The 21,506-nt window shown below is 67.5% G+C and carries 19 protein-coding genes and 1 riboswitch; of the genes, 4 read left to right on the top strand and 15 right to left on the bottom strand.

From position 1 onward, the window contains the following. Nucleotides 1–24 precede the first annotated feature (24 nt). Both CG471_RS17385 and CG471_RS17380 read right to left on the bottom strand, forming a co-directional pair. Complete coding sequence (locus CG471_RS17385) at nt 25–1,326, bottom strand: cation:proton antiporter (protein WP_099232671.1); 1,302 nt, start codon at nt 1,324–1,326, stop codon at nt 25–27. A 125-nt stretch (nt 1,327–1,451) separates the two neighbouring features. Beyond that, nucleotides 1,452–1,991 (bottom strand): molybdenum cofactor guanylyltransferase, encoded by a 540-nt coding sequence (locus tag CG471_RS17380; protein WP_099232670.1) that lies wholly within the window; start codon nt 1,989–1,991, stop codon nt 1,452–1,454. Between the two features lie 71 nt (nt 1,992–2,062). On the opposite strand from CG471_RS17380, the gene CG471_RS17375 reads away from it, so the two are divergent. Continuing rightward, nucleotides 2,063–3,289 (top strand): cupin domain-containing protein, encoded by a 1,227-nt coding sequence (locus CG471_RS17375; RefSeq protein ID WP_099232669.1) that lies wholly within the window; start codon nt 2,063–2,065, stop codon nt 3,287–3,289. Next, nucleotides 3,277–3,843: a pseudouridine synthase gene (locus CG471_RS17370; protein WP_099232668.1), complete on the top strand. Its 567-nt coding sequence runs from the start codon at nt 3,277–3,279 to the stop codon at nt 3,841–3,843. Before CG471_RS17375 ends, CG471_RS17370 begins: the two co-directional genes overlap by 13 nt. 674 nt (nt 3,844–4,517) lie before the next feature. Here CG471_RS17370 and CG471_RS17360 read toward each other — a convergent pair. Next, entirely contained in the window at nt 4,518–4,838 is a 321-nt protein-coding gene (locus CG471_RS17360) for a hypothetical protein (RefSeq protein ID WP_099232667.1), read from the bottom strand. 271 nt (nt 4,839–5,109) lie between these two features. On the opposite strand from CG471_RS17360, the gene CG471_RS17355 reads away from it, so the two are divergent. Continuing rightward, nucleotides 5,110–6,954, top strand: coding sequence for an ABC transporter ATP-binding protein/permease (locus CG471_RS17355; protein WP_099232666.1), 1,845 nt, complete (start codon nt 5,110–5,112; stop codon nt 6,952–6,954). A 51-nt stretch (nt 6,955–7,005) separates the two neighbouring features. On the opposite strand, the gene CG471_RS17350 is transcribed toward CG471_RS17355, so the two are convergent. The 12 genes from CG471_RS17350 to phhA all read right to left on the bottom strand — a co-directional run bounded on the left by CG471_RS17350 (nt 7,006) and on the right by phhA (nt 20,924). Next, nucleotides 7,006–7,611: a hypothetical protein gene (locus tag CG471_RS17350; RefSeq protein WP_099232665.1), complete on the bottom strand. Its 606-nt coding sequence runs from the start codon at nt 7,609–7,611 to the stop codon at nt 7,006–7,008. A 111-nt stretch (nt 7,612–7,722) separates the two neighbouring features. Continuing rightward, on the bottom strand, nt 7,723–8,358 hold the full coding sequence (gene bluB / locus CG471_RS17345; protein WP_099232664.1) for a 5,6-dimethylbenzimidazole synthase: 636 nt from the start codon (nt 8,356–8,358) through the stop codon (nt 7,723–7,725). Then, nucleotides 8,358–8,963, bottom strand: coding sequence for a cob(I)yrinic acid a,c-diamide adenosyltransferase (gene cobO / locus CG471_RS17340; protein WP_099232663.1), 606 nt, complete (start codon nt 8,961–8,963; stop codon nt 8,358–8,360). Before cobO ends, bluB begins: the two co-directional genes overlap by 1 nt. A 2-nt stretch (nt 8,964–8,965) precedes the next feature. Continuing rightward, nucleotides 8,966–12,685 (bottom strand): cobaltochelatase subunit CobN, encoded by a 3,720-nt coding sequence (cobN, locus tag CG471_RS17335; protein ID WP_099232662.1) that lies wholly within the window; start codon nt 12,683–12,685, stop codon nt 8,966–8,968. After that, on the bottom strand, nt 12,685–13,737 hold the full coding sequence (gene cobW, locus CG471_RS17330; protein WP_099232661.1) for a cobalamin biosynthesis protein CobW: 1,053 nt from the start codon (nt 13,735–13,737) through the stop codon (nt 12,685–12,687). The genes cobN and cobW overlap by 1 nt, the downstream gene beginning before the upstream one ends. A 176-nt stretch (nt 13,738–13,913) precedes the next feature. Next, nucleotides 13,914–14,155, bottom strand: a riboswitch (cobalamin riboswitch). Between the two features lie 30 nt (nt 14,156–14,185). Continuing rightward, the gene (locus CG471_RS17325; RefSeq protein ID WP_099232660.1) at nt 14,186–14,563 is read right to left on the bottom strand and encodes a Rieske 2Fe-2S domain-containing protein; all 378 of its coding nucleotides are present in this window, start codon (nt 14,561–14,563) and stop codon (nt 14,186–14,188) included. Further along, a complete protein-coding gene (gene maiA / locus CG471_RS17320; RefSeq protein ID WP_099232673.1) occupies nt 14,560–15,204 on the bottom strand; it encodes a maleylacetoacetate isomerase in 645 nt (214 codons plus the stop codon). The genes CG471_RS17325 and maiA overlap by 4 nt, the downstream gene beginning before the upstream one ends. Then, nucleotides 15,201–16,493 (bottom strand): fumarylacetoacetase, encoded by a 1,293-nt coding sequence (fahA, locus tag CG471_RS17315; protein WP_099232659.1) that lies wholly within the window; start codon nt 16,491–16,493, stop codon nt 15,201–15,203. The genes maiA and fahA overlap by 4 nt, the downstream gene beginning before the upstream one ends. Continuing rightward, nucleotides 16,490–17,806 (bottom strand): homogentisate 1,2-dioxygenase, encoded by a 1,317-nt coding sequence (hmgA, locus tag CG471_RS17310; RefSeq protein WP_099232658.1) that lies wholly within the window; start codon nt 17,804–17,806, stop codon nt 16,490–16,492. The genes fahA and hmgA overlap by 4 nt, the downstream gene beginning before the upstream one ends. Beyond that, complete coding sequence (gene hppD, locus CG471_RS17305) at nt 17,799–18,839, bottom strand: 4-hydroxyphenylpyruvate dioxygenase (protein ID WP_099232657.1); 1,041 nt, start codon at nt 18,837–18,839, stop codon at nt 17,799–17,801. The genes hmgA and hppD overlap by 8 nt, the downstream gene beginning before the upstream one ends. Before the next feature lie 10 nt (nt 18,840–18,849). After that, nucleotides 18,850–20,061 carry an amino acid aminotransferase gene (locus CG471_RS17300; protein ID WP_099232656.1) on the bottom strand — a complete coding sequence of 404 codons (1,212 nt, stop codon included), beginning with the start codon at nt 20,059–20,061 and terminating at the stop codon, nt 18,850–18,852. Next, nucleotides 20,058–20,924 (bottom strand): phenylalanine 4-monooxygenase, encoded by an 867-nt coding sequence (gene phhA / locus CG471_RS17295; RefSeq protein ID WP_099232655.1) that lies wholly within the window; start codon nt 20,922–20,924, stop codon nt 20,058–20,060. The genes CG471_RS17300 and phhA overlap by 4 nt, the downstream gene beginning before the upstream one ends. Nucleotides 20,925–21,018: 94 nt before the next feature. On the opposite strand from phhA, the gene CG471_RS17290 reads away from it, so the two are divergent. Further along, on the top strand, nt 21,019–21,504 hold the full coding sequence (locus CG471_RS17290; protein WP_004209492.1) for an Lrp/AsnC family transcriptional regulator: 486 nt from the start codon (nt 21,019–21,021) through the stop codon (nt 21,502–21,504). Nucleotides 21,505–21,506 lie beyond the last annotated feature (2 nt).

Below are 21,506 nucleotides of genomic sequence, written 5' to 3'. Positions count from 1 at the left end.
AAACAGGATGGGGCACTGCATCGGTCAGGCGGCGCCGGGCGTCGCGACGGCGCGCGCGGTGGGGTCATCGTCCGGCCCGTCGGCAATCGGGCCGCCAAGCCCCTTCCGGCGCGCCAGCCGGTCGATCGCCGGAACCGTCATCATCGTCGTCACGATCGTCATCAGCGCCAGCATGGCGAACAGTTCCGGCCCGATGATGCCGCGCTGCAGGCCGATATTGATGACCAGCAATTCCATCAGCCCGCGCGCATTCATCAGCGCGCCGACGGCGAGCGCGGTGACATTGTCCTGCCCGGTCAGCCGCGCCGCCGCCCAGCAGGCGCCCCCCTTGGCCAGGATCGATGCCGCCAGGATCGCCAGCGCAACCAGTGCCAGCGACAGGCTGCTCACCATCGTCACCTGCGTATTGAGCCCGGAAACGGTGAAGAAGATCGGCACCAGCAGGCCGATGGTCGTCGGCTCCAGCCTGCGGGCCAGCCCCTGCGACAGGATGCCGCGCGGCATCGCCACCCCCAGCAGGAAGCCGCCGAACACGGCATGCAGCCCGGCCATGTCCATCGCCCAGGCGCAGCCGCCGAACAGCAGCAGCACGACCAGCAGCATGGCCGGCGTGACCCGCCCTTCCCGCTCTGCCCAGCGAGCCAGCGGCGCCAGCAGCCGACTGCCCAGGAACAGCATGACGATCGCGAACAGCCCGCCGCCGCCCAGCGCCCGGACCGCGATCATCCCGTCCGCGCCGATGCAGGCGAGCAGGATCGCCAGGATCGACCAGGCGATCGCATCGTCGATCGCCCCGGCCGACAGCGCCAGCGCGGCCAGCGGCGTGCCGCCCAGCCCCCGTTCGCGGATGATCCGCGCCAGCACGGGAAAGGCGGTGATGGAAATGGCGACGCCGATGAACAGGGTCGCCTCGAACGGCGTGACCGTCGGCCCGAACAGCCCCATGGCCGACAGCCAGGGCGTCAGCGCCACCGCGCCCAGGAAGGGCGCGATGATGCCGCACAGCGAAACCGCAACGGCGCTGCCCGCCTGAAGATGGAAATGCGCGCGGCGAAAGCCGAGGCCGACGAGGAACATGTAGAGGCCGATGCCGGCCTGCGCGACGAACTGCAGCAGCGGCCGGGTTTCGATCGGGAAGAGCAGCGCCTGGGCCTGCGGCGCCAGCCAGCCAAGCAGCGAGGGACCAAGCAGGATGCCCGCGATCATGTCGCCGATCACCCGTGGCTGGCGCAGGAACCGGCCGACCAGCCAGCCGGACAGGCGACAGGCGCCAAGAATGACGACCATCTGCACCGCCAACGCCGCGCCGACATGGACCAGATCCATGCACCCCTCCTTGCCCCTGTCCGGTGCATGGGAATCCCCGTTCCCCGCATCCGACGCGCCGGACAATGGCAGGATGGCGCGGGGGGACAAGTGTTTTTCGCATCTCGCCGCAAAAAATGGGAGCGCTACCCCCGATCGCGCCGGATCGCGGCCAGATCATCCGGCCGATTGATATTGGGCAGCACCAGCCCCGGCAGCGTCACGGTGCGCGCATCAATCCGCGCCAGCCAGCCCCGGATCGACCGGTTGTTATCCTCCGCCAGATGCGCGTCCAGTTCGGGCGCCAGCGCGGCGGGCCACCAGCCGAGCAGTTGCTGCCCGTCGAGGATCGCCGCCTGCTCGCCGATCAGCAGCGCGGGCAGGTCGGCCGGATAGAAGGGCATGTCGCAGCCGCTGGTCAGCACGCCGTCAAAGCCATGGGCCTGCGCATGATGCAGCGCGGCGTTGAGGCCGCCCAGCGGCCCCATGTCCGGCCCCGGCCGGTCGGGCAGGCTCAGATGCCCTTCCTCGGCCCGGCCACAGATTGCGATCGCGGCGACATGGGGGGACAGCGCGGCGATCGCATGGTCGATCAGCCGCCGCCCGTCGAGCAGCGCCGCTGCCTTGTCGCTGCCGAAGCGGGTCGCGCGTCCGCCCGCCATTATCGCCCCCAACAGCCTGGCCATGCCGCCCCTCCTGCCGATCCGGTCCCGTCTGCTTTGACATTGGCAGGGCACAGGGGCAAGGGTTCGGGCCGATGGCAGGCGCGCGCCGCGCGCCGCCCCTTCCCGGCGAGACCCCGATGCATCTGCATGATTTCGATATCGACCTGTTCCTGCGCGACTATTGGCAGCAAAAGCCGCTGCTGATCCGCAATCCCTGGGCGCAATGGACCAACCCGCTGGCGCCCGAGGAACTGGCGGGCCTCGCCTGCGAGGAGGGCGTCGAGTCGCGGCTGGTGGTGCAGGCGGACGGCGACTGGAAAATGGAACAGGGGCCGCTGGCCGAGGATCGCTTCGCCGCGCTCGGCGCCAGCCCCTGGACCTTGCTGGTGCAGGCGGTCGATCATCAGGCGCCCGATGTCGCGGCGCTGATCGCCCCGTTCCGCTTCATCCCCGACTGGCGGATCGACGATGTGATGGTCAGCTATGCCAGCGACGGCGGCGGCGTCGGCCCGCATTTCGACCAATATGACGTCTTCCTGATCCAGGGCGCGGGCCGCCGTCGCTGGCGCATCGGCCAGGCGTGCGACGATCACAGCCCGCTGCGCCCCCATGCCGATCTGCGCCTGCTGGCCGAATTCGACGCGACCGACGAATGGGTGCTGGAGCCCGGCGACATCCTCTATGTCCCGCCCGGCATCGCCCATGATGGCGTCGCGGTGGGCGACGACTGCATGACCTATTCGGTCGGCTTCCGCGCGCCCGCGCGCAGCGAACTGATCGAGGGCTGGACCGACCGGCTGCTCGAAGCGCTTGGCGAGGATGACCGCTATGCCGACCCCGCTTTGGCGCGCCAGGCCAATCCCGGCGAGATCGCGCCGGCCGCGCTGACCCGGTTGCAGGCGATGGTGCTGGAGCAATTGGGCGATCCGGCCGGCTTTGCCCGCTGGTTCGGCGAATATAGCAGCACCCGCAAATATCCCGAGATCGACTGGGCGCCCGAGGAAGCGATCGACCCGGCCACGATGCAGGCACTGGTGGCGGAAGGCGCGCCGTTGCGTCGCAATCCGGCCAGCCGCTTCGCCTTCGTCCGGGCGGAAGAGGCCATCATGCTGTTCGTCGATGGCGCGTCGCATGACTGCACCGGCGCCTGCGCGGCGCTGGCGCAGCAATTGTGCGCGGACGAGACGCTGGAGCTTGATCCGGCGCTGGCGGGCGACGCCGCCGCAATCGCGCTGCTGGTGCTGCTCCACAATCAGGGCAGCATCGCGTTCGAAGATATGGGCGAGGACGATGAGGAGGACGACGCATGGGACGACTGATCCTCCTCAACAAGCCCTATGGCGTGCTCTGCCAGTTCAGCGACGAGCGCACCGGCCCGCCGCGCCCGACCCTGGCCGACTATGTCGACGTGCCCGGCGTCTATCCCGCCGGTCGGCTCGACCTCGACAGCGAGGGGCTGCTGCTGCTGACCGATGATGGCCGGTTGCAGGCGCGCATCGCCGACCCGCGCTTCAAGATGCCCAAAACCTATCTGGTCCAGGTGGAGGGCGACCCCGACGATGCGCCGCTGGCGGCGCTGCGGCGCGGCGTGCAGTTGAAGGACGGCATGACCCTGCCGGCCGAAGTCGAACGGATCGACGATCCCGCGCTCTGGCCGCGCGACCCGCCGGTGCGCTTCCGCAAGAGCGTGCCGGATTGCTGGCTGCGCCTCACCATCCGCGAAGGCCGCAATCGCCAGGTCCGCCGCATGACCGCGGCGGTCGGCCTGCCGACCCTGCGCCTGGTCCGCTGGCGCATCGGCGACTGGACGATCGACGACATCGCGCCGGGCACATGGCGGGAGGCGCCGGCAATCCTGCGCCAGGGCCGATAGAAGACGCCTCTCCCGAAGTTCACAGTGTAAACGGGCTTTCGGGGCCTTTTGCGCCGGCTTTGCCCCTGCGACGCGCCGGTCGCGCACCGAGGACGCGTCACTTCCAACAGGGGGTGGGTCATCGCGCCGCGCCTTGGTTGCCCCTGTCGCGCGCCGCCGACGCGACACCCACGCACCGGTTGCGCACCGAGCAGGCGCCGGGAGGAGAAGGTGGGGTGACGAAGGAACGCGCTGTCGCATCGCCAAGGGTAGACCAGAGACGGAGCGAATAGGAAAGCGGTGGGCGATGACGGCCACCCGTGCGACCGGATCAAGTCCGGCGCGACATTGCTGAGGATGAGCGGAAGCAACTATCTCCCGTCATTGATGGCTGACGGCCCAATGCTGCCCTCTCCCTCGTCGTCATCCCGGACTTGATCCGGAATCCATTCAGCAAGCCCTATCTGGCGCAGTGCAGAATGGATCTTGACTGTCGTCAGGATGACGCCTGTGGGGATTGGCAGGTTTCGAGCAGAAGCGGCTGTTCCCTACTCCCCTCCCTTCCAGGGAGGGGCCGGGGGTGGGTGCGCCGCGCAGCGGCGGTCTACGATCGATAGGGCAGAAGCTCGCTACGCTCGCAACCCACCCCAACCCCTCCCTGGAAGGGAGGGGCTATGCCTTGTTCCAACCCCATTTCACCCTTCCCGTTCGCGCGCCTTCACCTTGCGGACCTCGGCCAGCTGGCCCATCAGGATCGTCAGCGCATCGCGCTCCGCCTGCGGCAGATCCTTCATCTCGAAATGGCGGATCAGCACTTCGAGTGCATCGCCGATCCGGCCGATCTGCCGGCCATAGCTGCCGACCTCGTTCAGCACCGTGCGCTCAATGTCCGGGCGTGCCGTCTGGCCGAGCGCGATATTGATGAGGCCGACCTGGCCGCCGCTCTGCGTCCAGGTCAGGGGATTGATCGCCTGCCACAACCGTTCGGGGGCCAATGCTACGCTGAAGGGTTCCATGCCGTGCTCCTTGTCGGGGAAGGATGACGGAGGCGAAGCCTGCCATGGGCGCCGTATCGGGGCAAGATGCTGTCCTACAGCAGCCCGCTTTGCTATCCTTGCCACCCGGTTGCCGACTTTTCGATAGGATCGGCGGGGCGCAAGAAAATGTCAGAATGTGCGGGAAATGTGCGAAGTTAAGCGGATCATCTCCAACAAGGGACGCTTTTGCGTGGTCGGCCGGATGGCCGCGCCACTGGATTGCCGCCCGTCATGCCCTAAATAGCGACAAATGCCCCCAGCCACGCCCGATCCCACGCCCCTTCCGCCCGCCTGGGCCACGCTGCGGCGCTTCATTCCCTATCTCTGGCCGGCCGATGCGCCGGCGCTGCGCCGCCGTGTCGCGGTGGCGCTGGCGCTGGTCGCGCTGGCCAAGGTCGTCACCCTCGCCATGCCCTTTGCCTATAAGGGCGCGATCGACCGGATGGCGCCGGGGCTGGAGCCGGCCGCCGGCCTCGCCATGGCGCTGGTCGTCGCCTATGCCGGCGCGCGCTTTGGCGGCGTGTTGTTCGACAATCTGCGCAACGCCATTTTCGAGAAAGTCGGGCAGGAAGCAGGCCGGCGCCTGGCCGACGATGTCTTCGTCCACCTCCACCGCCTGTCGCTGCGCTTCCATCTCGACCGGCGCACCGGCGCCGTCACCAAGATCGTCGAGCGCGGTACGAAAAGCATCGACACGATGCTCTATTTCCTGCTGTTCAACATCGCGCCGACAGTGCTGGAGCTGCTCGCCGTCTGCGCCATCTTCCTGGTGAAATTCGGCCCCGGCCTGGTCGCCGCGACGCTGGCCATGGTCGCCCTCTATATCTGGTTCACCCGGCTCGTCACCGAATGGCGCAACCAGCTGCGCCGCGACATGGTGGACATGGACACCAGCGCCGTCGCCCATGCCGTCGACAGCCTGCTGAATTTCGAGACGGTCAAATATTTCGGCGCGGAGGAGCGCGAGGCGCGGCGCTACGGCACCGCCATGCGCCGCTATGCCAAGGCGGCGGTGAAGTCGGAAAACAGCCTCGCCTGGCTCAATATCGGCCAGTCGCTGATCACCAACCTCATGATGGGCGGGGCGATGGCCTATACCGTCTGGGGCTGGAGCCGGGGGCAATTTTCCACCGGCGACGTGGTGCTGGTGAACACGCTGTTGTCGCAGCTTTTCCGCCCGCTCGACCTGCTCGGCATGGTCTATCGCACCATCCGCCAGGGCCTGATCGACATGGAGGCGATGTACAAGCTGATCGATACCGAGACGGAGGTGGCGGACGCCCCCGGCGCCCCGGCGCTGCAGGTGGCGGGCGGCGCCGTCCGCTTCGACGCTGTCCGCTTCGGCTATGATCCCGAGCGTGAAATCCTCCATGGCGTCAGCTTCGCAGTGCCGGCGGGCAAGACCCTCGCCATCGTTGGCCCATCGGGCGCGGGCAAGTCGACCATCGCCCGCATCCTGTTCCGCTTCTACGATATCCAGGGCGGCACCGTGTCGATCGACGGGCAGGATATCGCCGCTGTGACGCAAGCCTCGCTGCGCGCCGCGATCGGTATCGTGCCGCAGGACATGGTGCTGTTCAACGACACGGTCGGCTATAATATCGGCTATGGCCGCGAGGGCGCGCGCCAGGATGAGATCGAGGCGGCGGCCAAGGCGGCGTCGATCCACGACTTCATCATGAGCCTGCCCCAGGGCTATGACACCCGCGTCGGCGAGCGTGGCCTCAAGCTGTCGGGCGGCGAAAAACAGCGCGTCGCCATCGCCCGCACGCTGCTGAAAGACCCGCCGCTACTGGTGCTGGACGAAGCGACCAGCGCGCTCGACAGCCGCACCGAGACCGAGATCCAGACCGTGCTGCGCGACATCAGCCGCAAGCGCACGACATTGGTGGTCGCCCATCGCCTGTCGACCGTGGTCGATGCCGACGAGATCATCGTGCTGGACGCCGGCCGCATCGTCGAACGCGGCCGCCATGCCGATCTGGTCCGTGCCGACGGCCTCTACGCCACCATGTGGGCGCGCCAGGCCACCGAGCGCGACGACATGGGACAGGAGCCGGGGATCGAGGACATGTTCGAGGTCGCCCCGCAATAGCAACGCCCCCTCCCGCTGGGGGAGAGGGCGTCCAGGCATATGTGACGATAATTAGTTCTGCGTCGTCACCGTGGTGGTCGTGCGTTCCGCAACCGTGGTCGGTGCGGCCTTCTTCTTGACCACGGTGGTCGTGCGCTTGTGCGCGCTGCTCCGCGATGGTGCGGCCTTGACCGTTTCGGTGGTCACGGTGGTGGTCGGCGAAGTGGCGGCGGCGAGCGATGCCGAAGTCTGCGCGGCCTTGGCATCGGCCGCTGCCGAGGCGGCGGCCCGTTCGGCGGCGTCGGCGCGGGCATTGGCGGCATCGGCCTGCATCTGCGCGCTGGCAGCCGTCTGCGCCTGGATCTGCGCGTCGGCGTCGGCCTGTTGCTTATTCTCGCCGATCGCCATGTCGGCGGCCTGTTGGGCATCGATGGCGGACGCGATCGCCTTCTGCTCCTTGCCGCTCTTCAGTTCTTCCTGCGCCAGACGCAGCGACGCCTGCGCACGGGACAGCAGGTCGGGCGATGCGTTGAGCTTGGTCGCTGCGTCGATCTTGCCCTGTGCCTGGGAGATGGCGGCCAGTGCCCGTTCCTCATCTCCAGCAAAGGCCGGCGTGCTGGTCAGAAAAAGTGCGGATGCAGCCAATAGGCTGCCAATGACGGACCCGTTCTTATGCATGTTCTTCTCCTGTCATTATCTTATGACGGCTCGAAAAACGTGCCTGTCTACTCGCCAGTTCCTCCGACTGGCGAAGTAGAGCCTCGCTTCATCCCCGAAAAGGCGGTTTGGTCATCGTTCGCTGATCTGGGCCAGCGGATCGAGCCGGGCCTGCCAGCCGAGCCGGTCCAGTTCGGGCGTGTCGGCGACCGCTTCGGGATGGCCCAGGCACAGCAGGGCGGCGAAGGTCCAGTCGTCGGGCACCGCCAGCGTCCGCGCGACAAAGGCCGGGTCGAGGATCGACACCCAGCCGAGCGCCAGCCCACGCGCCCGCGCCGCCAGCCACAGCGTGTGGATCGCCAGCACCACCGAATGGAGCCGGGTCTGCGGCATGGTCGCCGCGCCCAGCCCCGCGCCGGCCGATGTCGCATCGTCGCAGAAGACCGCGATGATCTCCGGCGCCTCGCCCAGCCCGTGCAGCTTCAGCGCGCGATAGGCGTCATGCCGGGTCGCGTCGGTAATCTGGCTGGTGGCGCGCTCGCGTTCGGCATCGACATGATCGGCCAGTGTCGCGCGCAGCGTTGGCGTCTTTACCCGGACGAAGCGCCAGGGCTGGCTGTTGCCGACCGAGGGCGCCAGTTGCGCCAGCGTCAGCAGTTCCAGCACCACCGCCTCGTCCAGCGGATCGGTGCGGAAATGGCGCACGTCGCGGCGCCAGGTCAGCAATTCCGTCAGCGTCGCGCAGAAATCGGGATCGAAGGCCTGCATCAATATTCGATGCCGGCCTGCGCCTTCACCCCGCTGCGGAAGGGATGCTTGATCATGGTCATTTCGGTGACCAGGTCGGCCGCCTCGATCAGCGCCTCGGGCGCGTTGCGGCCGGTGACGACGACATGTTTCATGTCGTCCTTGCCGGTCAGCACCGCCAGCACCTCGTCCAGCGGTAGATAGTCGTAGCGCAGCACGATGTTGAGTTCATCGGCCAGCACCATCGCATAATCGGGGTCGGCGACCATGCGCTTCACCTCGTCCCACGCCTCACGCGCGAGCGCGATGTCGCGGCTGCGATCCTGGGTGTTCCAGGTGAAGCCCTCGCCCATCGGCTTGAACTCGATCTGCTCGGGGAAGGCATCGAACACCGCCTTCTCGCCGGTGGTCATCGCGCCCTTCACGAACTGGACCACGCCGACCTTCTTACCATGGCCGATCATGCGGACGACCATGCCCAGCGCCGCCGTGGTCTTGCCCTTGCCCTTGCCGGTATGGACGATCAGCAGGCCCTTTTCCTGGGTCTTGGTCGCCATGATCTTGTCATGGGCGGCCTGCTTCTTCTTCATTTTTTCCGCATGCTGTTCGTCGGTGCGTTCGACCATCGTCACTCTCCTGCAAGCTGGGCGAGCAGCATGCCCGCGCTGTTCGATCTGGGTTTCCACAGGCCGCGTTCCAGCGCCTCGCTCAGCCGGGCAGCGGTCTCGCGCAGGGCGGCGGGATTGGCGTTGGCCATGAAGGCGCGCACGGCCTCATCCTCGATGAAGGCGGCGTGGACGGCATCGAAATGATGGTCGCGCACCGCATGGGTGGTGGCGGCGAAGGCGAAGAGATAGTCGACCGAGGCGGCGATCTCGAACGCGCCCTTATAGCCATGGCGCATGACACCGGCGATCCATTTGGGATTGGTGACGCGGGCGCGGACGATGCGGCCGATCTCGTCCTCCAAGGTGCGGATCACCGGCCGCTCCGGACGGCTATGGTCATTATGATAGCTGAGCGGCTTTGCACCTTTAAGATGTTCGATGGCGGCGGCGATGCCGCCTTCGAACTGATAATAATCGTCGCTGTCGAGCAGGTCATGCTCGCGATTATCCTGGTTCTGGACGACGGCATCGGCCTGGGCCAGGCGGGTGGCGAACAGGCTGCGTTCGCTGTCGCCCTCCACCCCCGCGCCATAGGCATAGCCGCCCCAGTCGAGATAGACGTCCGCCAGGTCGGCGCGGCTGTGCCAGATCTTCTCGTCGATCATCGCCTGGAGCCCCGCGCCATAGGCGCCGGGCTTCGATCCGAACACGCGGGCACCGGCGCGGCGTGCGGCCTCCGCCACATCGGCGCCGTCCGCCACCAGCGCCGCCTGTTCGGCGCGATGCCGGGCGGCGGCGGGATTATCCTCGTCCGGCTCGTCCAGCGCCATCACCGCGCGGGCGGCGCTGTCGATCAGGTCGATCTGTTCGGGGAAGGCATCGCGGAAGAAGCCGGAGACGCGCAATGTCACGTCGACGCGCGGCCGGCCCAGTTCGGCCAGGGTCATCATCTCGAAGCCGACGACCCGCCCCGAACTCCATTCCCAGCGCGGCCGCACCCCCATCAGCGCCAGCGCCTGCGCAATATCGTCGCCGCCGGTGCGCATGTTCGCCGTGCCCCAGGCGGACAGGGCGATGGCGCGGGGATAGTCGCCCTCGCGCTGGAGATAATCGTCGACCAGCAATTGCGCCGATCGCTGGCCCAGATCCCAGGCGACCGCGGTCGGCACCGCGCGGGTATCGACCGAGAAGAAATTGCGCCCGGTCGGCAGCACGTCCGGCCGTCCCCGTGTCGGCGCGCCCGATGGTCCGGGCAGCACGAAGCGCCCGTCGAGCCCGGCCAGCAGGGCCGCCGCCTCGCGCGGGCCACAGGCATCGACGCGGGGCGCCAGATCATCGGCGATCGCCGCCAGCACGGCAGCACTGGCCGGGCCGACCGGCGCCCCGCCATCGACCAGCGCCGCCGCCAGCAATTCCAGCCGCTCGACCATGTCGCCATGGGTGCGCCAGGCATCTGTGGACAAGTCCGCCAGCGCGGCCGGATGCGGCCCGTGCCACGGCGCGCCCAGCACGCAATCGAGCGGATCGAAACCGAGCCCCAGATCGTCGGCCAGCGCGCGCAGCAGCGACGCCTGCCCCGGATGATCCAGACCACGCGGCGTGCGCGCCAGCGCGATCAGCAGGTCGCGGCGCAGCCGCCCCTGCGGCGAGGCGGTGAAGACATGCAGCCCGTCGCGGATCTGCAATTCCTTGAGCTCGCACAGATAATTGTCGATCGCGGCGAGCGCGTCGTCATCGTCGCCGGCGGCGCCCGCATCCTTGTCCAGCCCCTGGCTGCGGGCGAGGTCGATGATATCGCGGCGCAACCGGTCGAGCCGGCGCGGGTCCATGCCGGCGGCGAGATAATATTCGTCCACCAGCGCCTCGAGCTGCTTGAGCGGCCCATAGCTTTCCGCCCGCGTCAGCGGCGGGGTCAGATGGTCGAGGATAACGGCGCCGATGCGGCGCTTGGCCTGCGTCCCCTCGCCCGGATCATTGACGATGAAGGGGTAAAGTTGCGGCACCGGCCCGGCGCAGATTTCGGGGAAGCAATCGGCCGAGAGCGACACCGCCTTGCCCGGCAGCCATTCCAGATTGCCATGCTTGCCGACATGGACCAGCGCCTGCGCCCCGAAATCCTGCGCCAGCCAGACATGGAAGGCGAGATAGGCGTGCGGCGGCGGCAACGCGGGGTCATGATAGCTGCTCTTGGGATCGATATTGTAACCGCGCGCCGGCTGCACCGCGATCGCGACATGACCGAAGCGATGGACGGCAAGGCGAAAGGCGCCGTCGCGCACGAAGGGATCGTCCTCCGGCGCCCCCCAGCGATCGACCATGGCGTCACGCGCGCTGTCGGGCAGAGCCGCAAAGGCAGCGCGATAGATATCGAGCGACAGGCTGGCCTCGCCCGGCCGGTCGATCGACGCCCGGTCATTGGTGACGCCCCCGGTCATCAGCCGCATCAGCGCGGCGCCGTCGCGCGGAGCGTCGCCGATCGCATAGCCGGCATCGCCCAGCCGGCACAGGATCGCGGCGGCGCTGGCCGGCGTGTCGAGGCCGACGCCATTGCCAATGCGGCCATCGCGATTGGGATAATTGGCCAGCACCAGCGCAACCCGGCGCTCGGTCGGCGCAGTGCGGCGCAGTGCCGCCCAGTTGCGCGCCAGATCGGCGACGAAGGCGACCCGGTCGGGCGCCACGCGCGGCACGACGATGCCGCACTGGGTGCGTTCATCGAACCGCTCGGCCGCCTTGAAGGCGACGGCGCGGGTGAAGAGGCGCCCGTCCACTTCGGGCAGGGCGACATTCATCGCCAGGTCGCGCGGACCAAGGCCACGGGCGGACCCGCGCCAGCTGCCTTCCTCGACCCCGGCAAAGGCGGTCTGCAGGATCGGGCAGTCGGCCTGTTCCAAGATGCCCGGCACGCGCGGTTCGGACGAAGAGGAGGCGGCGAAGCTGGTCGCATTGACGATGATGTCGGGCGCGATGTCGGCCAGCAGCCCGCCAAGCCAGTCGCGCACGAACGGCTCGCGCAGCGCGCGGACATGCACGGCGGCGACATTGAAGCCGCGCGCGCCAAGGGCCGCGACCATCGCATCGACCGCGCTCAGCGTGCCGGCGACCACCAAAGCGCGGTAGAAGATCAGCAGCGCCACCGGCCGCCCCTCGGTCCATGTCGCGCGCAGTTCGGCCACGCCGGGCCGGTCATGGCCGGGCAGATAGAGGCCCGCGTCGGCAATCGGCAGCGGATGATCGGGCTCGCCCGCATCCGCGCCGGTCAGCCGGGCGGCGCAGCGCAGGAAGGACAAAGCATTGGCGGTGCCGCCCTGACGCAGATAGTCGCGCAACTGCTCGCGCATCGCCGCCGGCACAGTGGAGGCAAGGTCCAGCGCCGGATCGCCCTCCCGCCCGTCGGCGATCGCGGCGAAGGCGATGCCCCGCTCGCGCGCGACCTGCGCAATCTCGTCCACGCCATAGGGCCAATAGCTTTTGCCACCGAGCAGGATGACGCAGACGAAGCGCGCCCTGGCGATCACCTTCTCGACATAGAGATCGACCGAATAGGGATGTTTGAGCTGCAGCAGATTGGCCAGCCGCACGCTCGGCGCATCATCGGGCAGGCGCGCAGCAGCGGCGGCGAAACAGGCCAGGTCGCTGTCCGCCACGGTCAGGATGACGATGTCGCCGGGCGGCTGATCGAGGTCGATCGCCTCCTCGCCGTCGCTGATCGTTCCCGGCGTGGCGGACAGGAGATGCATCAGCCGAGCACGGCCTGGATGTCGGCCTCGATCGCGGCGCGGTCCAGCCCCTTCTGGCCGATCACCACCAGCTGGGTGCGGCGCGCCTCCCCCGCCTGCCAGGGACGGTCGAAGAAATGCTGGATGCGCGGGCCGACCGCCTGCACGACGAGGCGCATCGGCTTGCCGGCGACCGCGACCATGCCCTTGACGCGCAGCACGTCATGCCGGGCGATCAGCGCGGACAGCGCCTGCACCAGCGTGTCGGGATCGGCGACCGCATCGCCGCCGACGACGAAACTGTCGAAATCATCATGGTCATGATCCTCGCCCTCCGCCTCATGGTGCGAGGGGCGGGCGTCAAGATCATCCTCCGCTGCCGCGACGATGCCCAGCAGCGCGCCGATGTCGACCGCACCATGGGCGGCGCGAACGATCTTCACGCCGGGCCGCGTCTCGGCATCGACCTGCGCCTCGACCGCCGCCAGCGTGTCGGCATCGACCAGGTCGCTCTTGTTCAGCACCACCATGTCGGCGCAGGCGAGCTGATCCTCGAACAATTCCTCCAGCGGGCTGTCATGGTCCAGATTGGGGTCGGCGGCGCGCGCGGCGGCCAGCGCCGCCTCGTCCGTGGCGAAGCGACCGGCGGCGACCGCATCGGCGTCGATCAGCGCGACCACCCCGTCCACCGTGGCGCGGGTGCGGATGTCGGGCCACTGGAACGCCTTGACCAGCGGCTTGGGCAGGGCCAGCCCCGAGGTTTCGATGATGATATGGTCGGGCGGGCTCGGCCGGTCGAGCAGGGCGGTCATGGTCGGCAGGAAATCGTCGGCCACGGTGCAGCAGATGCAGCCATTGGCCAGCTCGACGATATCCTCTTCCGGGCAGGCGGCGTCGTTGCAGCCCTTCACCAGTTCGCCGTCGACGCCGACATCGCCAAATTCGTTGATGATGAGGGCGAGACGGCGCCCCTTCGCATTTTCCAGCAGACGGCGGATCAGCGTGGTCTTGCCCGCGCCCAGGAAGCCGGTGATGACGGTGGTCGGAATCTTGGCAGATGCAGTGTTGGCCATGACAAATACTCGCGCGCCGGAGCAACCGGGGCGGGAGCGAACCGGGCGCGCACGCACGGCCGGCCGGCATCGCGGACGGGCGCTTGTTCGCCCGCAGATGCGTGACCGCGCGGCTCCAGCCGCCAACCTGTCGCTCAGACGGAACACCGTGCCCCGGCCATCCCCTGGACCAAAGCAAGAGCGACCAAAACGCCGGCAGGTCTCCTGGCTTGCGGGTCATAGCGGGAGGAACGGCCTTCCCAGGCCTCGCAGGATTTAGCGTCCGGCCCAGTGGCTGCTGATCCCGCATCGGGGACAGCTTTGTTCATCACGCTCGCCGCTCACAGTTGCAGGGACAGCTGCGGACTTGGATGCCATGGCATCCGCACCGCCTTCCCATTTTAAGCCCCCTTGGGGCACCGGCGCGATCATGTCGGGACGATGCGAAGCGCCGTCCCTGGGCCGGTTCCTAGTCGCTTTGGGCAGCGGTGACAATCCAGCCATCGGCGATGGCGAGCGGCCAGGGCGCAATGCGCTGGCCGACGCACGGCCCACCGACGCAGACGCCATCGTCGCGGCGAAACAGGGCGCCGTGCCAGCTACAGCGGATATCGCTGCCATCCGGGGTCAGATAATCATCGAGCTGCTGCGCCAGCGGCAGGCCGGCATGGGGGCATTGGTCGACAAAGCCGCTGACCTGATCGCCATCCCGCACGGCAAAGCCATGGAAGCGGCCGGCGCGCATCTGCAGCACGAAATTGCGCGCCTTGCCGTCGGCGATCTGCTCGATCGGGCAGAGGCGCACGCCCGCCGGCGTCGCGAACAGGCGCGTGTCACTGACACTCATATGTCAGAGTCGGGCTGGCGATCGGGGTGCGCGGCGGCAAAGGCGGGGAGCGCGCATGCCGCCGCGTCCACGGCGCACAGCCGCGGAAAGGGCGTCAGGTCGACGCCGAAGCGCCGGGCATTGTAGAGCTGGGGCACGATATGGCAGTCGGCGAAGCTGGGGCTGTCGCCGAAGGCGAAGCGGCCGCCATGGCGGGCGACCAATGTTTCGAGCGCGGCCAGCCCTTCGCCGGTCCAGCGGGCGATCCAGGCGCGGACCTGATCCTCGCTGGCATCGAAGTCCTGCCGCAGCGCCTGCAACACGCGCAGGTTGCCGAGCGGATGAATATCGCAGGCGATGATGGCGGCCATGGCGCGGACGATCGCCGCATCGCCGGGGTCGGCGGGCAGCAACGGCGGCTGCGGCCAGCGGGCCTCGATCCATTCGAGGATCGCGCCGCTTTGCGTCAGCACGGTGTCGCCATCGACCAGTGCGGGCACCAGCCCCAGCGGCGCAAGCGCCCGATAGTCGGGCGCCCGCTGCGCGCCGCTGCGCAGATCATGGGTGACCTGCGCATAGTCGACGCCCTTCAGGGCCAGCGCGATCCGCACGCGATAGCTCGCGCTCGACCGCCAATAGCCATGAAGGATGAGGTCGCTCATCGCGCCGGCACGATCATCGCGCGGCATTCGCCAAAGCCGATCGACACCTGGCCGGGGGCGGACGCGGTGGCGCGCAATGTCACCTCGTCGCCATCCTCCAGGAAACAGCGCGTCTCGCCCGATGGCAGGCTGATCGGCTCGCGGCCGCCGCTGCTGATCTCCATCAGGCTGCCATAGCCTTCGCGCGTCGGGGCGGAAATGGTGCCGCTGCCGAGCAGATCGCCGGGCATCAGGTTGCAGCCATTGGAGGCATGATGGGTGACGATCTGGCTGACGGTCCAGTACATGTTGCTCGCCGGCCCCTGGCTCAGGCGCATCGGCGGCTGGCCCGCGTCGCGCATTGCCTGGGTCGAGAGATAGACTTCCAAGGTCAGCGCCAGCGCGCCATGGGCCTGATCGTCGGCATCGCTGAGGTAAGGCAGCGGCACCGGGTCGCCTTCGGGCCGGGGCGGCTGGGCGATGCGGAACGGTGCCAGCGCCTCGGGCGTCACGACCCAGGGCGAAATGGTCGAATGGAAATTCTTGGCCAGGAAGGGTCCCAGCGGCTGATATTCCCACGCCTGGAAATCGCGCGCCGACCAGTCGTTGAGCAGGCAGAAGCCGGCGACATGGTCCGCCGCCTCGCTGATGGGGATCGGGCTGCCCAGATCATTGCCGGCGCCGATCCACACGCCCAGTTCCAGCTCATAGTCGAGCCGGGCGGTCGGGCCGACCACCGGCACCTCAGCCTCGGGCGGCTTACGCTGGCCGCGCGGACGGACCAGCGGATCGCCCGACGGGCGGATCGAGGACGCCCGGCCATGATAGCCGATCGGCACATATTTATAATTGGGCAGCAGCGGATTGTCCGGCCGGAACTGGCGGCCGATATTGTTGGCGTGATGAATGCCGACATAGAAGTCGCTATAGTCGCCGATCCGCGCCGGCAGGTGCAGCGTGCAGTCCGCCGCGACGTGCAACAGCGGCTCGACCGCCGGGCGATGGGCCGGGTCCGACAGTAGCGCGCTGATCCGGCGGCGCAGGGCGACCCGCTCCGCCACCGGCAGCGCCATCAGCCCATTGAGCTGGTCTTCCAGCAGCGGTGCGCAATCGATCAGCCCGGCGCCGACACAGGCGGCCAGGTCCAATATCGCGTCGCCGATCGCGACACCGGCGCGCGGCGGTCCGCCGGCGGGCGAGAACAGGCCATAGGGCAGGTTCTGGATCGGGAAGTCGCCATGATCCTGCGCGCTCGCAACCCAGCTGGTGCGGGCGGGATCATGGGTTTCGTCTATGTGCCAATAGCTCATGGGGTCTCGTTCATCGGGGGAAGCTGGGCCTTGCGGAAGCCAGACCAGCAATCATCATAATCGGGTTGCAGCAGCGGGCTTTCCATCGCCCAGCGCGTCGGGCGCAGCACCATGCGGCTTTCGAACATGAAGGCCATGGTGTCGGCAATGCGCTGGGGCGCCAGGTCGGCGGCGATCGCCTTGTCATAGCTGGCGCGGTCCGGGCCATGGCCGGCCATCCCATTGTGCAGCGACGCGCCGCCGGGCGCGAAACCGCCTGCCTTGGCATCATATTCGCCATGGATCAGGCCCATCAGCTCGCTCATCACATTGCGGTGAAACCAGGGCGGACGGAATGTGTCCTCCGCCACCATCCAGCGCGGCGGGAAGATGACAAAGTCGATATTGGCGGTGCCCGGCGTCTCGCTGGGCGAAGTCAGCACCGTGAAGATCGAGGGATCGGGATGGTCGAAACTGACCGTGTTGATCGTGTTGAACCGGGTCAGGTCATAGCGCAGCGGCGCCAGATTGCCGTGCCAGGCGACGACGTCGAACGGGCTATGGTCCAGCATGGTTATCCACAGGCGGCCCATGAACTTCTGTATCAGGGCAAATGGACGCTCGACATCCTCATAGGCCGCGACCGGCGCCTCGAAATCACGGGGGTTGGCCAGGCCATTGGCGCCGATCGGTCCCAGATCGGGCAGGCGGAAGGGCGCGCCGTAATTTTCGCAGACATAGCCGCGCGCCGCGCCTTCGGTCAGTTCCACCCGGAAGCGAACCCCGCGCGGGATCAGCGCCACCTGCAACGGCGCGACATCGATCACGCCCAGTTCGGTGACGATACGCAGCGCCCCCTGCTGCGGCACGATCAGCATCTCGCCATCGGCGCAGACGAAGGCGCGGTCGATCATAGAGGCCGTCGCGGCGTAGAGATGCACGGCGCAACCCTGGCCCGCCGCGACATTGCCATTGCCGGCATAGCTGGTGAGGCCGTCGATGAAATCAACGTCACCTTGCGGTAGCGGCAGCGGGTTCCAGCGCAGCCGGTTGGGTGACGGCGGCACCTCGTCGAACGGCGCGCTGCGCAGCAAGGCTGCAGCATCATAGGGCGCAAACGGCGGATGTGACGCCGCCGGCCGCATGCGATAGAGCCAGCTGCGCCTGTTCTCCGCCCGCGGCGCGGTGAAGGCGGTGCCCGACAATTGCTCGGCATAAAGGCCATAGGGCACGCGCTGGGGCGAATTGCGCCCCACCGGCAGTGCGCCGGCCACCGCCTCGGTCGAAAAATGATTGCCGAAGCCGATCATCATCCGGGGCGGCGCGTCACTCATCGACGGTGATCACGCCGCGACGAATCTGGTCCAGCTCGATCGATTCGTAGAGCGCCTGGAAATTGCCATTGCCAAAGCCCTCATTGCCCTTGCGCTGGATGATCTCGAAGAAGATCGGGCCGAACATCGTCTCGGTAAAGATCTGCAGCAAGATGCCCTCCTCGCCGACATTGCCGTCGATCAGAATGCGGTTGCACTTCAGTCGTTCCAGATCCTCGCCATGGCCAGGCACGCGCTGATCGACCAGCTCATAATAGGTCTCGATCGTGTCCTGCAGCCGCACGCCGCGTGCGCGCAGCCGCTCGACCGTGTCATAGATATTGGCGGTGGTGAGCGCGATATGCTGGATGCCCTCGCCATTATAGTCGCGGATGAACTCCTCGATCTGGCTCTTGTCGTCCTGGCTCTCGTTCAGGGGAATGCGGATCGCCTTGTCCGGGGCGATCATCGCCTGGCTGAACAGGCCGGTCGCCTTGCCCTTGATATCGAAATATTTCTGCTCCTCGAAGCCGAAGAGGGTGCGGTAGAATTCGCTCCACACCCGCATCTGGCCGCGCTTCACATTGTGGGTCAGATGATCGAGCAGGTCGAGGCCGACATTGTTGCGCGCCTCCGCTTCCCGCCAGCCGGGATATTCCGCCCAATCGGCATAGGGATCGCCGCCATCGGGCATGAAATAGAGATAGGATCCGCCAATCCCTTGGATCACCGTGTCATTCTCGTCCGTCGGCTTGCCGCCATGGTCGAGCGCCCAGCGCAGTGCCGCATCGGGATCGGCAACGCGAAAGGCCATGGCGCTGGCCGAGGGGCCATGTTCGCCGCGGAATGCAGCGACCCGCCCGGCATCGTCGCGATTGAGCATCAGGTTGATCCGCCCCTGCTTGTAGCGGGTGATATTCTTGGTCGGGTGCCGGTGCGTCGCGGTGAAGCCCAGTTGCTCGAACTGGGTCGCCATCTTCTCGGGCTCGGGCGAGGTGAATTCGACGAACTCGAAGCCGTTGAGGCCCAGCGGGTTGGCGGGATCGATGGTCATGACGGGTTCCTCAGGCAGAAGGCAGATACGGCGACAGGCCGGCGACGAAGGCGGGGATGGTGTCGAGCCGCAGCCCGGCGATGTTGATGCGGCCATTGCCGGCCATGTAGATGCCATGGTCGGCACGCATCGCGGCGACGGCGGCGGCGCTGACCGGCAGCATCGCGAACATGCCGCGCTGGCCGGCAATGGCGGCCAGCTGCGGATGGGCCGCGGCCAGCGCAGCGCGCAGCGCATTGATGCGGGTGCGCATCTGGTCCAGCTCGCCCGTCCATTCCGCCCGCATCGCCGGCCGTTCCAGGATGGTGCGGACGATCGCCGCGCCATGATCGGGCGGCATCGACCAGATGCCACGCGCCAGCGCGACGATGTTGGAGAAGGCGAGCGCGGTCAGCGCGGCATTGGCCCCCTGCACCCACAGCGCCCCCACACGCTCGCGATAGAGGCCGAAATTCTTGTCGCAGCTATAGGCGACCAGCGCATCGGGCACGGCGGCCAGCATCTGCCGCGTGGCGGCGGCATCCGCCTCCAGCCCGTCGCCCAGCCCCTGATAGGCGAGATCAATGAACGGGATCAGGCCGCGCGCCGCGCACAGATCGGCGATCGCCGCCCATTGTTCGGCGCTGAAATCCACGCCGGTCGGATTATGGCAGCAGCCATGGAGCAGCAGCACGTCGCCGGCCTGCGCCGCGGCCAGATCGGCAAGCATCGCATCGAAATCGACCGCGCCCGTGCTATCGAGAAAACGATGCGACGCCAGCGTCAACCCGGCCTCGCGAAAGATCGGCGCATGATTGGGCCAGGTCGGATCGCCGATCCACACGGTGGCGCCGGGCCGGGCGCGGGCGATGAGGTCGGCGCCCAGCCGCAGCGCGCCGGTGCCGCCGGGTGTCTGCCCCCCGGCGATCCGCTCCGAATCGGCCAGCGGACCAAAAACGATGGCGGCGAGCAGATCGACAAAGCCCGTGTCGCCCTCCGGCCCCAGATAGGATTTGCTGCCCTGCTCGGCCAGCAGCACCGCTTCTGCCGCCTTCACCGCCCGCATCACCGGGGTCGCGCCCGCCTCGTCGCGATAGACGCCGACGCCGAGGTCAATCTTGTCGGTACGCGGATCGGCGCGATACTGCGCGATCAGCCCCAACAGCGCGTCGGGCGCCTGGCGATCGAGCGCACCGAACAGGGACCGGCCGGGCGCCGGGGCAAGAAGGGTCGTGTCTGTCATAGTACCTCAGTTGCGCGGGCACGGGCATAGGCCTGGGTGCCCTGTGTGTAGATGATGTCGGTGTCGGCGATCGCGTCGGTCGCGAAATCGGGCTGCCCCGCCAGTTGCGCATAAAGCGGGGCGAAGTCGGTCTCGACCGTCTGGCGCAGCAGATCCTCGAAACTGTCGATGACGAAATAGCTCTGCTGATAATCATCGATGCGATAGCGGGTGCGCATCAGCCGCTTGAGATCGAAGCCGAGCCGATTGGGCGAGGGATCGTCGAGCGCGAAGACGGATTCGCCATAGGAGGAGACGATGCCCGCGCCATAGAGGCGCAGCCCCTCGGGCCGGCGGATCAGGCCGAACTCGACCGTGTACCAGTAGAGCCGGGCCAGCCGCTCGATCGCGCCCAGATCGGCGGCGCGCAGGCCGCCCTGGCCATAGGCCTGCATATAGTCGGCAAAGACCGGGTTCGCGAGCAGCGGCACATGGCCGAAGACATCGTGGAAAATGTCCGGCTCCTGCAGATAATCGATCTGCTCAGGCGTGCGGATGAAGCGGCCGGCGACGAAGCGGCGATTGGCCAGATGCTCGAAGAAGACCCGATCCGGCACCAGCCCCGGCACGGCCACCACCTGCCAGCCGGTCGCCCGCATCAGCCGATCGGACAGTTCCTCGAAATTGGGGATGCCGGGGCGGTTGATGCGCAATATGTCGAGGCCGGCCATGAACTCGGGCACCACCCGGTCGGGCAGCATGGCGGACTGGCGCGCGAAGAGAGTGTCCCACATCGCATGCTCGGCCGCGCTGTACCGGTCCCACGCCTGCGGGATCGTCCAGTCGGCCGCAGCGCCTGCGGGTGGTTCAAGCTCCTCTACCATCACGCCAATCTCTCACAGAGTGGGCGTGATTGCCTTTCAATCGGGCAAGATTTACAAGGGATTTTGGGAAATCAATTCACCGATCGGCGATATCATGAACAAATCCGTCAATCTCGATGCACTCGACCGCCGCATCGTCGCGGAGCTTCAGCGCGACGCCTCGCTCAGCAATGCGGACCTGGCCGAACGGGTCGGCAGCACCGCCCCTTCCTGCTGGCGTCGGATCCGCGCGCTGGAGGAGATGGGCGTGCTCAAGGGTGCAGTGCGGCTCGCCGATGCAGAGAAGCTGGGCCATGCCGTCAACATCTTGTGCAGCGTGCGGATGAAGAGCCACACCAGCGAAAGCGTCGACGCCTTCCACGCCTTTGTCGAGGCACATCCGCAGATCATGGAATGCTACCTCATGTCGGGCGAATGGGACTATCTGATGCGGGTCGTGGCCTCCGACGTCGCCGATTATGAGCATTTCCTGATGCGCAACCTGCTCAAGCACCCCTCGGTCGGCGGCGCCTCCTCCCACTTCGCCCTGTCGGTGACGAAATTCACCACGGTGCTGCCGGTGGGGGAAGCGGGGCGGTAAGA

This window comes from Sphingobium sp. IP1 (genome assembly GCF_002708645.1).
GTDB classification, from domain to species: domain Bacteria; phylum Pseudomonadota; class Alphaproteobacteria; order Sphingomonadales; family Sphingomonadaceae; genus Sphingobium; species Sphingobium yanoikuyae.
Note: the sequence above shows the minus strand (reverse complement) of the source record. Positions and strands in the feature narration are given on the sequence as shown.

Excerpts from the sequence above, each read along its gene's own strand:
- cobO (WP_099232663.1), bottom strand. The coding sequence starts at position 8,963 with ATGGTCGAACGCACCGACGAACAGCATGCGGAAAAAATGAAGAAGAAG.
- bluB (WP_099232664.1), bottom strand. The coding sequence starts at position 8,358 with ATGCAGGCCTTCGATCCCGATTTCTGCGCGACGCTGACGGAATTGCTG.
- CG471_RS17385 (WP_099232671.1), bottom strand. The coding sequence starts at position 1,326 with ATGGATCTGGTCCATGTCGGCGCGGCGTTGGCGGTGCAGATGGTCGTC.
- fahA (WP_099232659.1), bottom strand. The coding sequence starts at position 16,493 with ATGAGCTATTGGCACATAGACGAAACCCATGATCCCGCCCGCACCAGC.
- CG471_RS17375 (WP_099232669.1), top strand. The coding sequence starts at position 2,063 with ATGGCAGGCGCGCGCCGCGCGCCGCCCCTTCCCGGCGAGACCCCGATG.
- cobW (WP_099232661.1), bottom strand. The coding sequence starts at position 13,737 with ATGGCCAACACTGCATCTGCCAAGATTCCGACCACCGTCATCACCGGC.
- CG471_RS17370 (WP_099232668.1), top strand. The coding sequence starts at position 3,277 with ATGGGACGACTGATCCTCCTCAACAAGCCCTATGGCGTGCTCTGCCAG.
- CG471_RS17360 (WP_099232667.1), bottom strand. The coding sequence starts at position 4,838 with ATGGAACCCTTCAGCGTAGCATTGGCCCCCGAACGGTTGTGGCAGGCG.
- CG471_RS17350 (WP_099232665.1), bottom strand. The coding sequence starts at position 7,611 with ATGCATAAGAACGGGTCCGTCATTGGCAGCCTATTGGCTGCATCCGCA.
- CG471_RS17325 (WP_099232660.1), bottom strand. The coding sequence starts at position 14,563 with ATGAGTGTCAGTGACACGCGCCTGTTCGCGACGCCGGCGGGCGTGCGC.
- maiA (WP_099232673.1), bottom strand. The coding sequence starts at position 15,204 with ATGAGCGACCTCATCCTTCATGGCTATTGGCGGTCGAGCGCGAGCTAT.
- CG471_RS17300 (WP_099232656.1), bottom strand. The coding sequence starts at position 20,061 with ATGACAGACACGACCCTTCTTGCCCCGGCGCCCGGCCGGTCCCTGTTC.
- hmgA (WP_099232658.1), bottom strand. The coding sequence starts at position 17,806 with ATGAGTGACGCGCCGCCCCGGATGATGATCGGCTTCGGCAATCATTTT.
- CG471_RS17290 (WP_004209492.1), top strand. The coding sequence starts at position 21,019 with ATGAACAAATCCGTCAATCTCGATGCACTCGACCGCCGCATCGTCGCG.
- phhA (WP_099232655.1), bottom strand. The coding sequence starts at position 20,924 with ATGGTAGAGGAGCTTGAACCACCCGCAGGCGCTGCGGCCGACTGGACG.
- hppD (WP_099232657.1), bottom strand. The coding sequence starts at position 18,839 with ATGACCATCGATCCCGCCAACCCGCTGGGCCTCAACGGCTTCGAGTTC.
- CG471_RS17380 (WP_099232670.1), bottom strand. The coding sequence starts at position 1,991 with ATGGCCAGGCTGTTGGGGGCGATAATGGCGGGCGGACGCGCGACCCGC.
- CG471_RS17355 (WP_099232666.1), top strand. The coding sequence starts at position 5,110 with ATGCCCCCAGCCACGCCCGATCCCACGCCCCTTCCGCCCGCCTGGGCC.
- cobN (WP_099232662.1), bottom strand. The coding sequence starts at position 12,685 with ATGCATCTCCTGTCCGCCACGCCGGGAACGATCAGCGACGGCGAGGAG.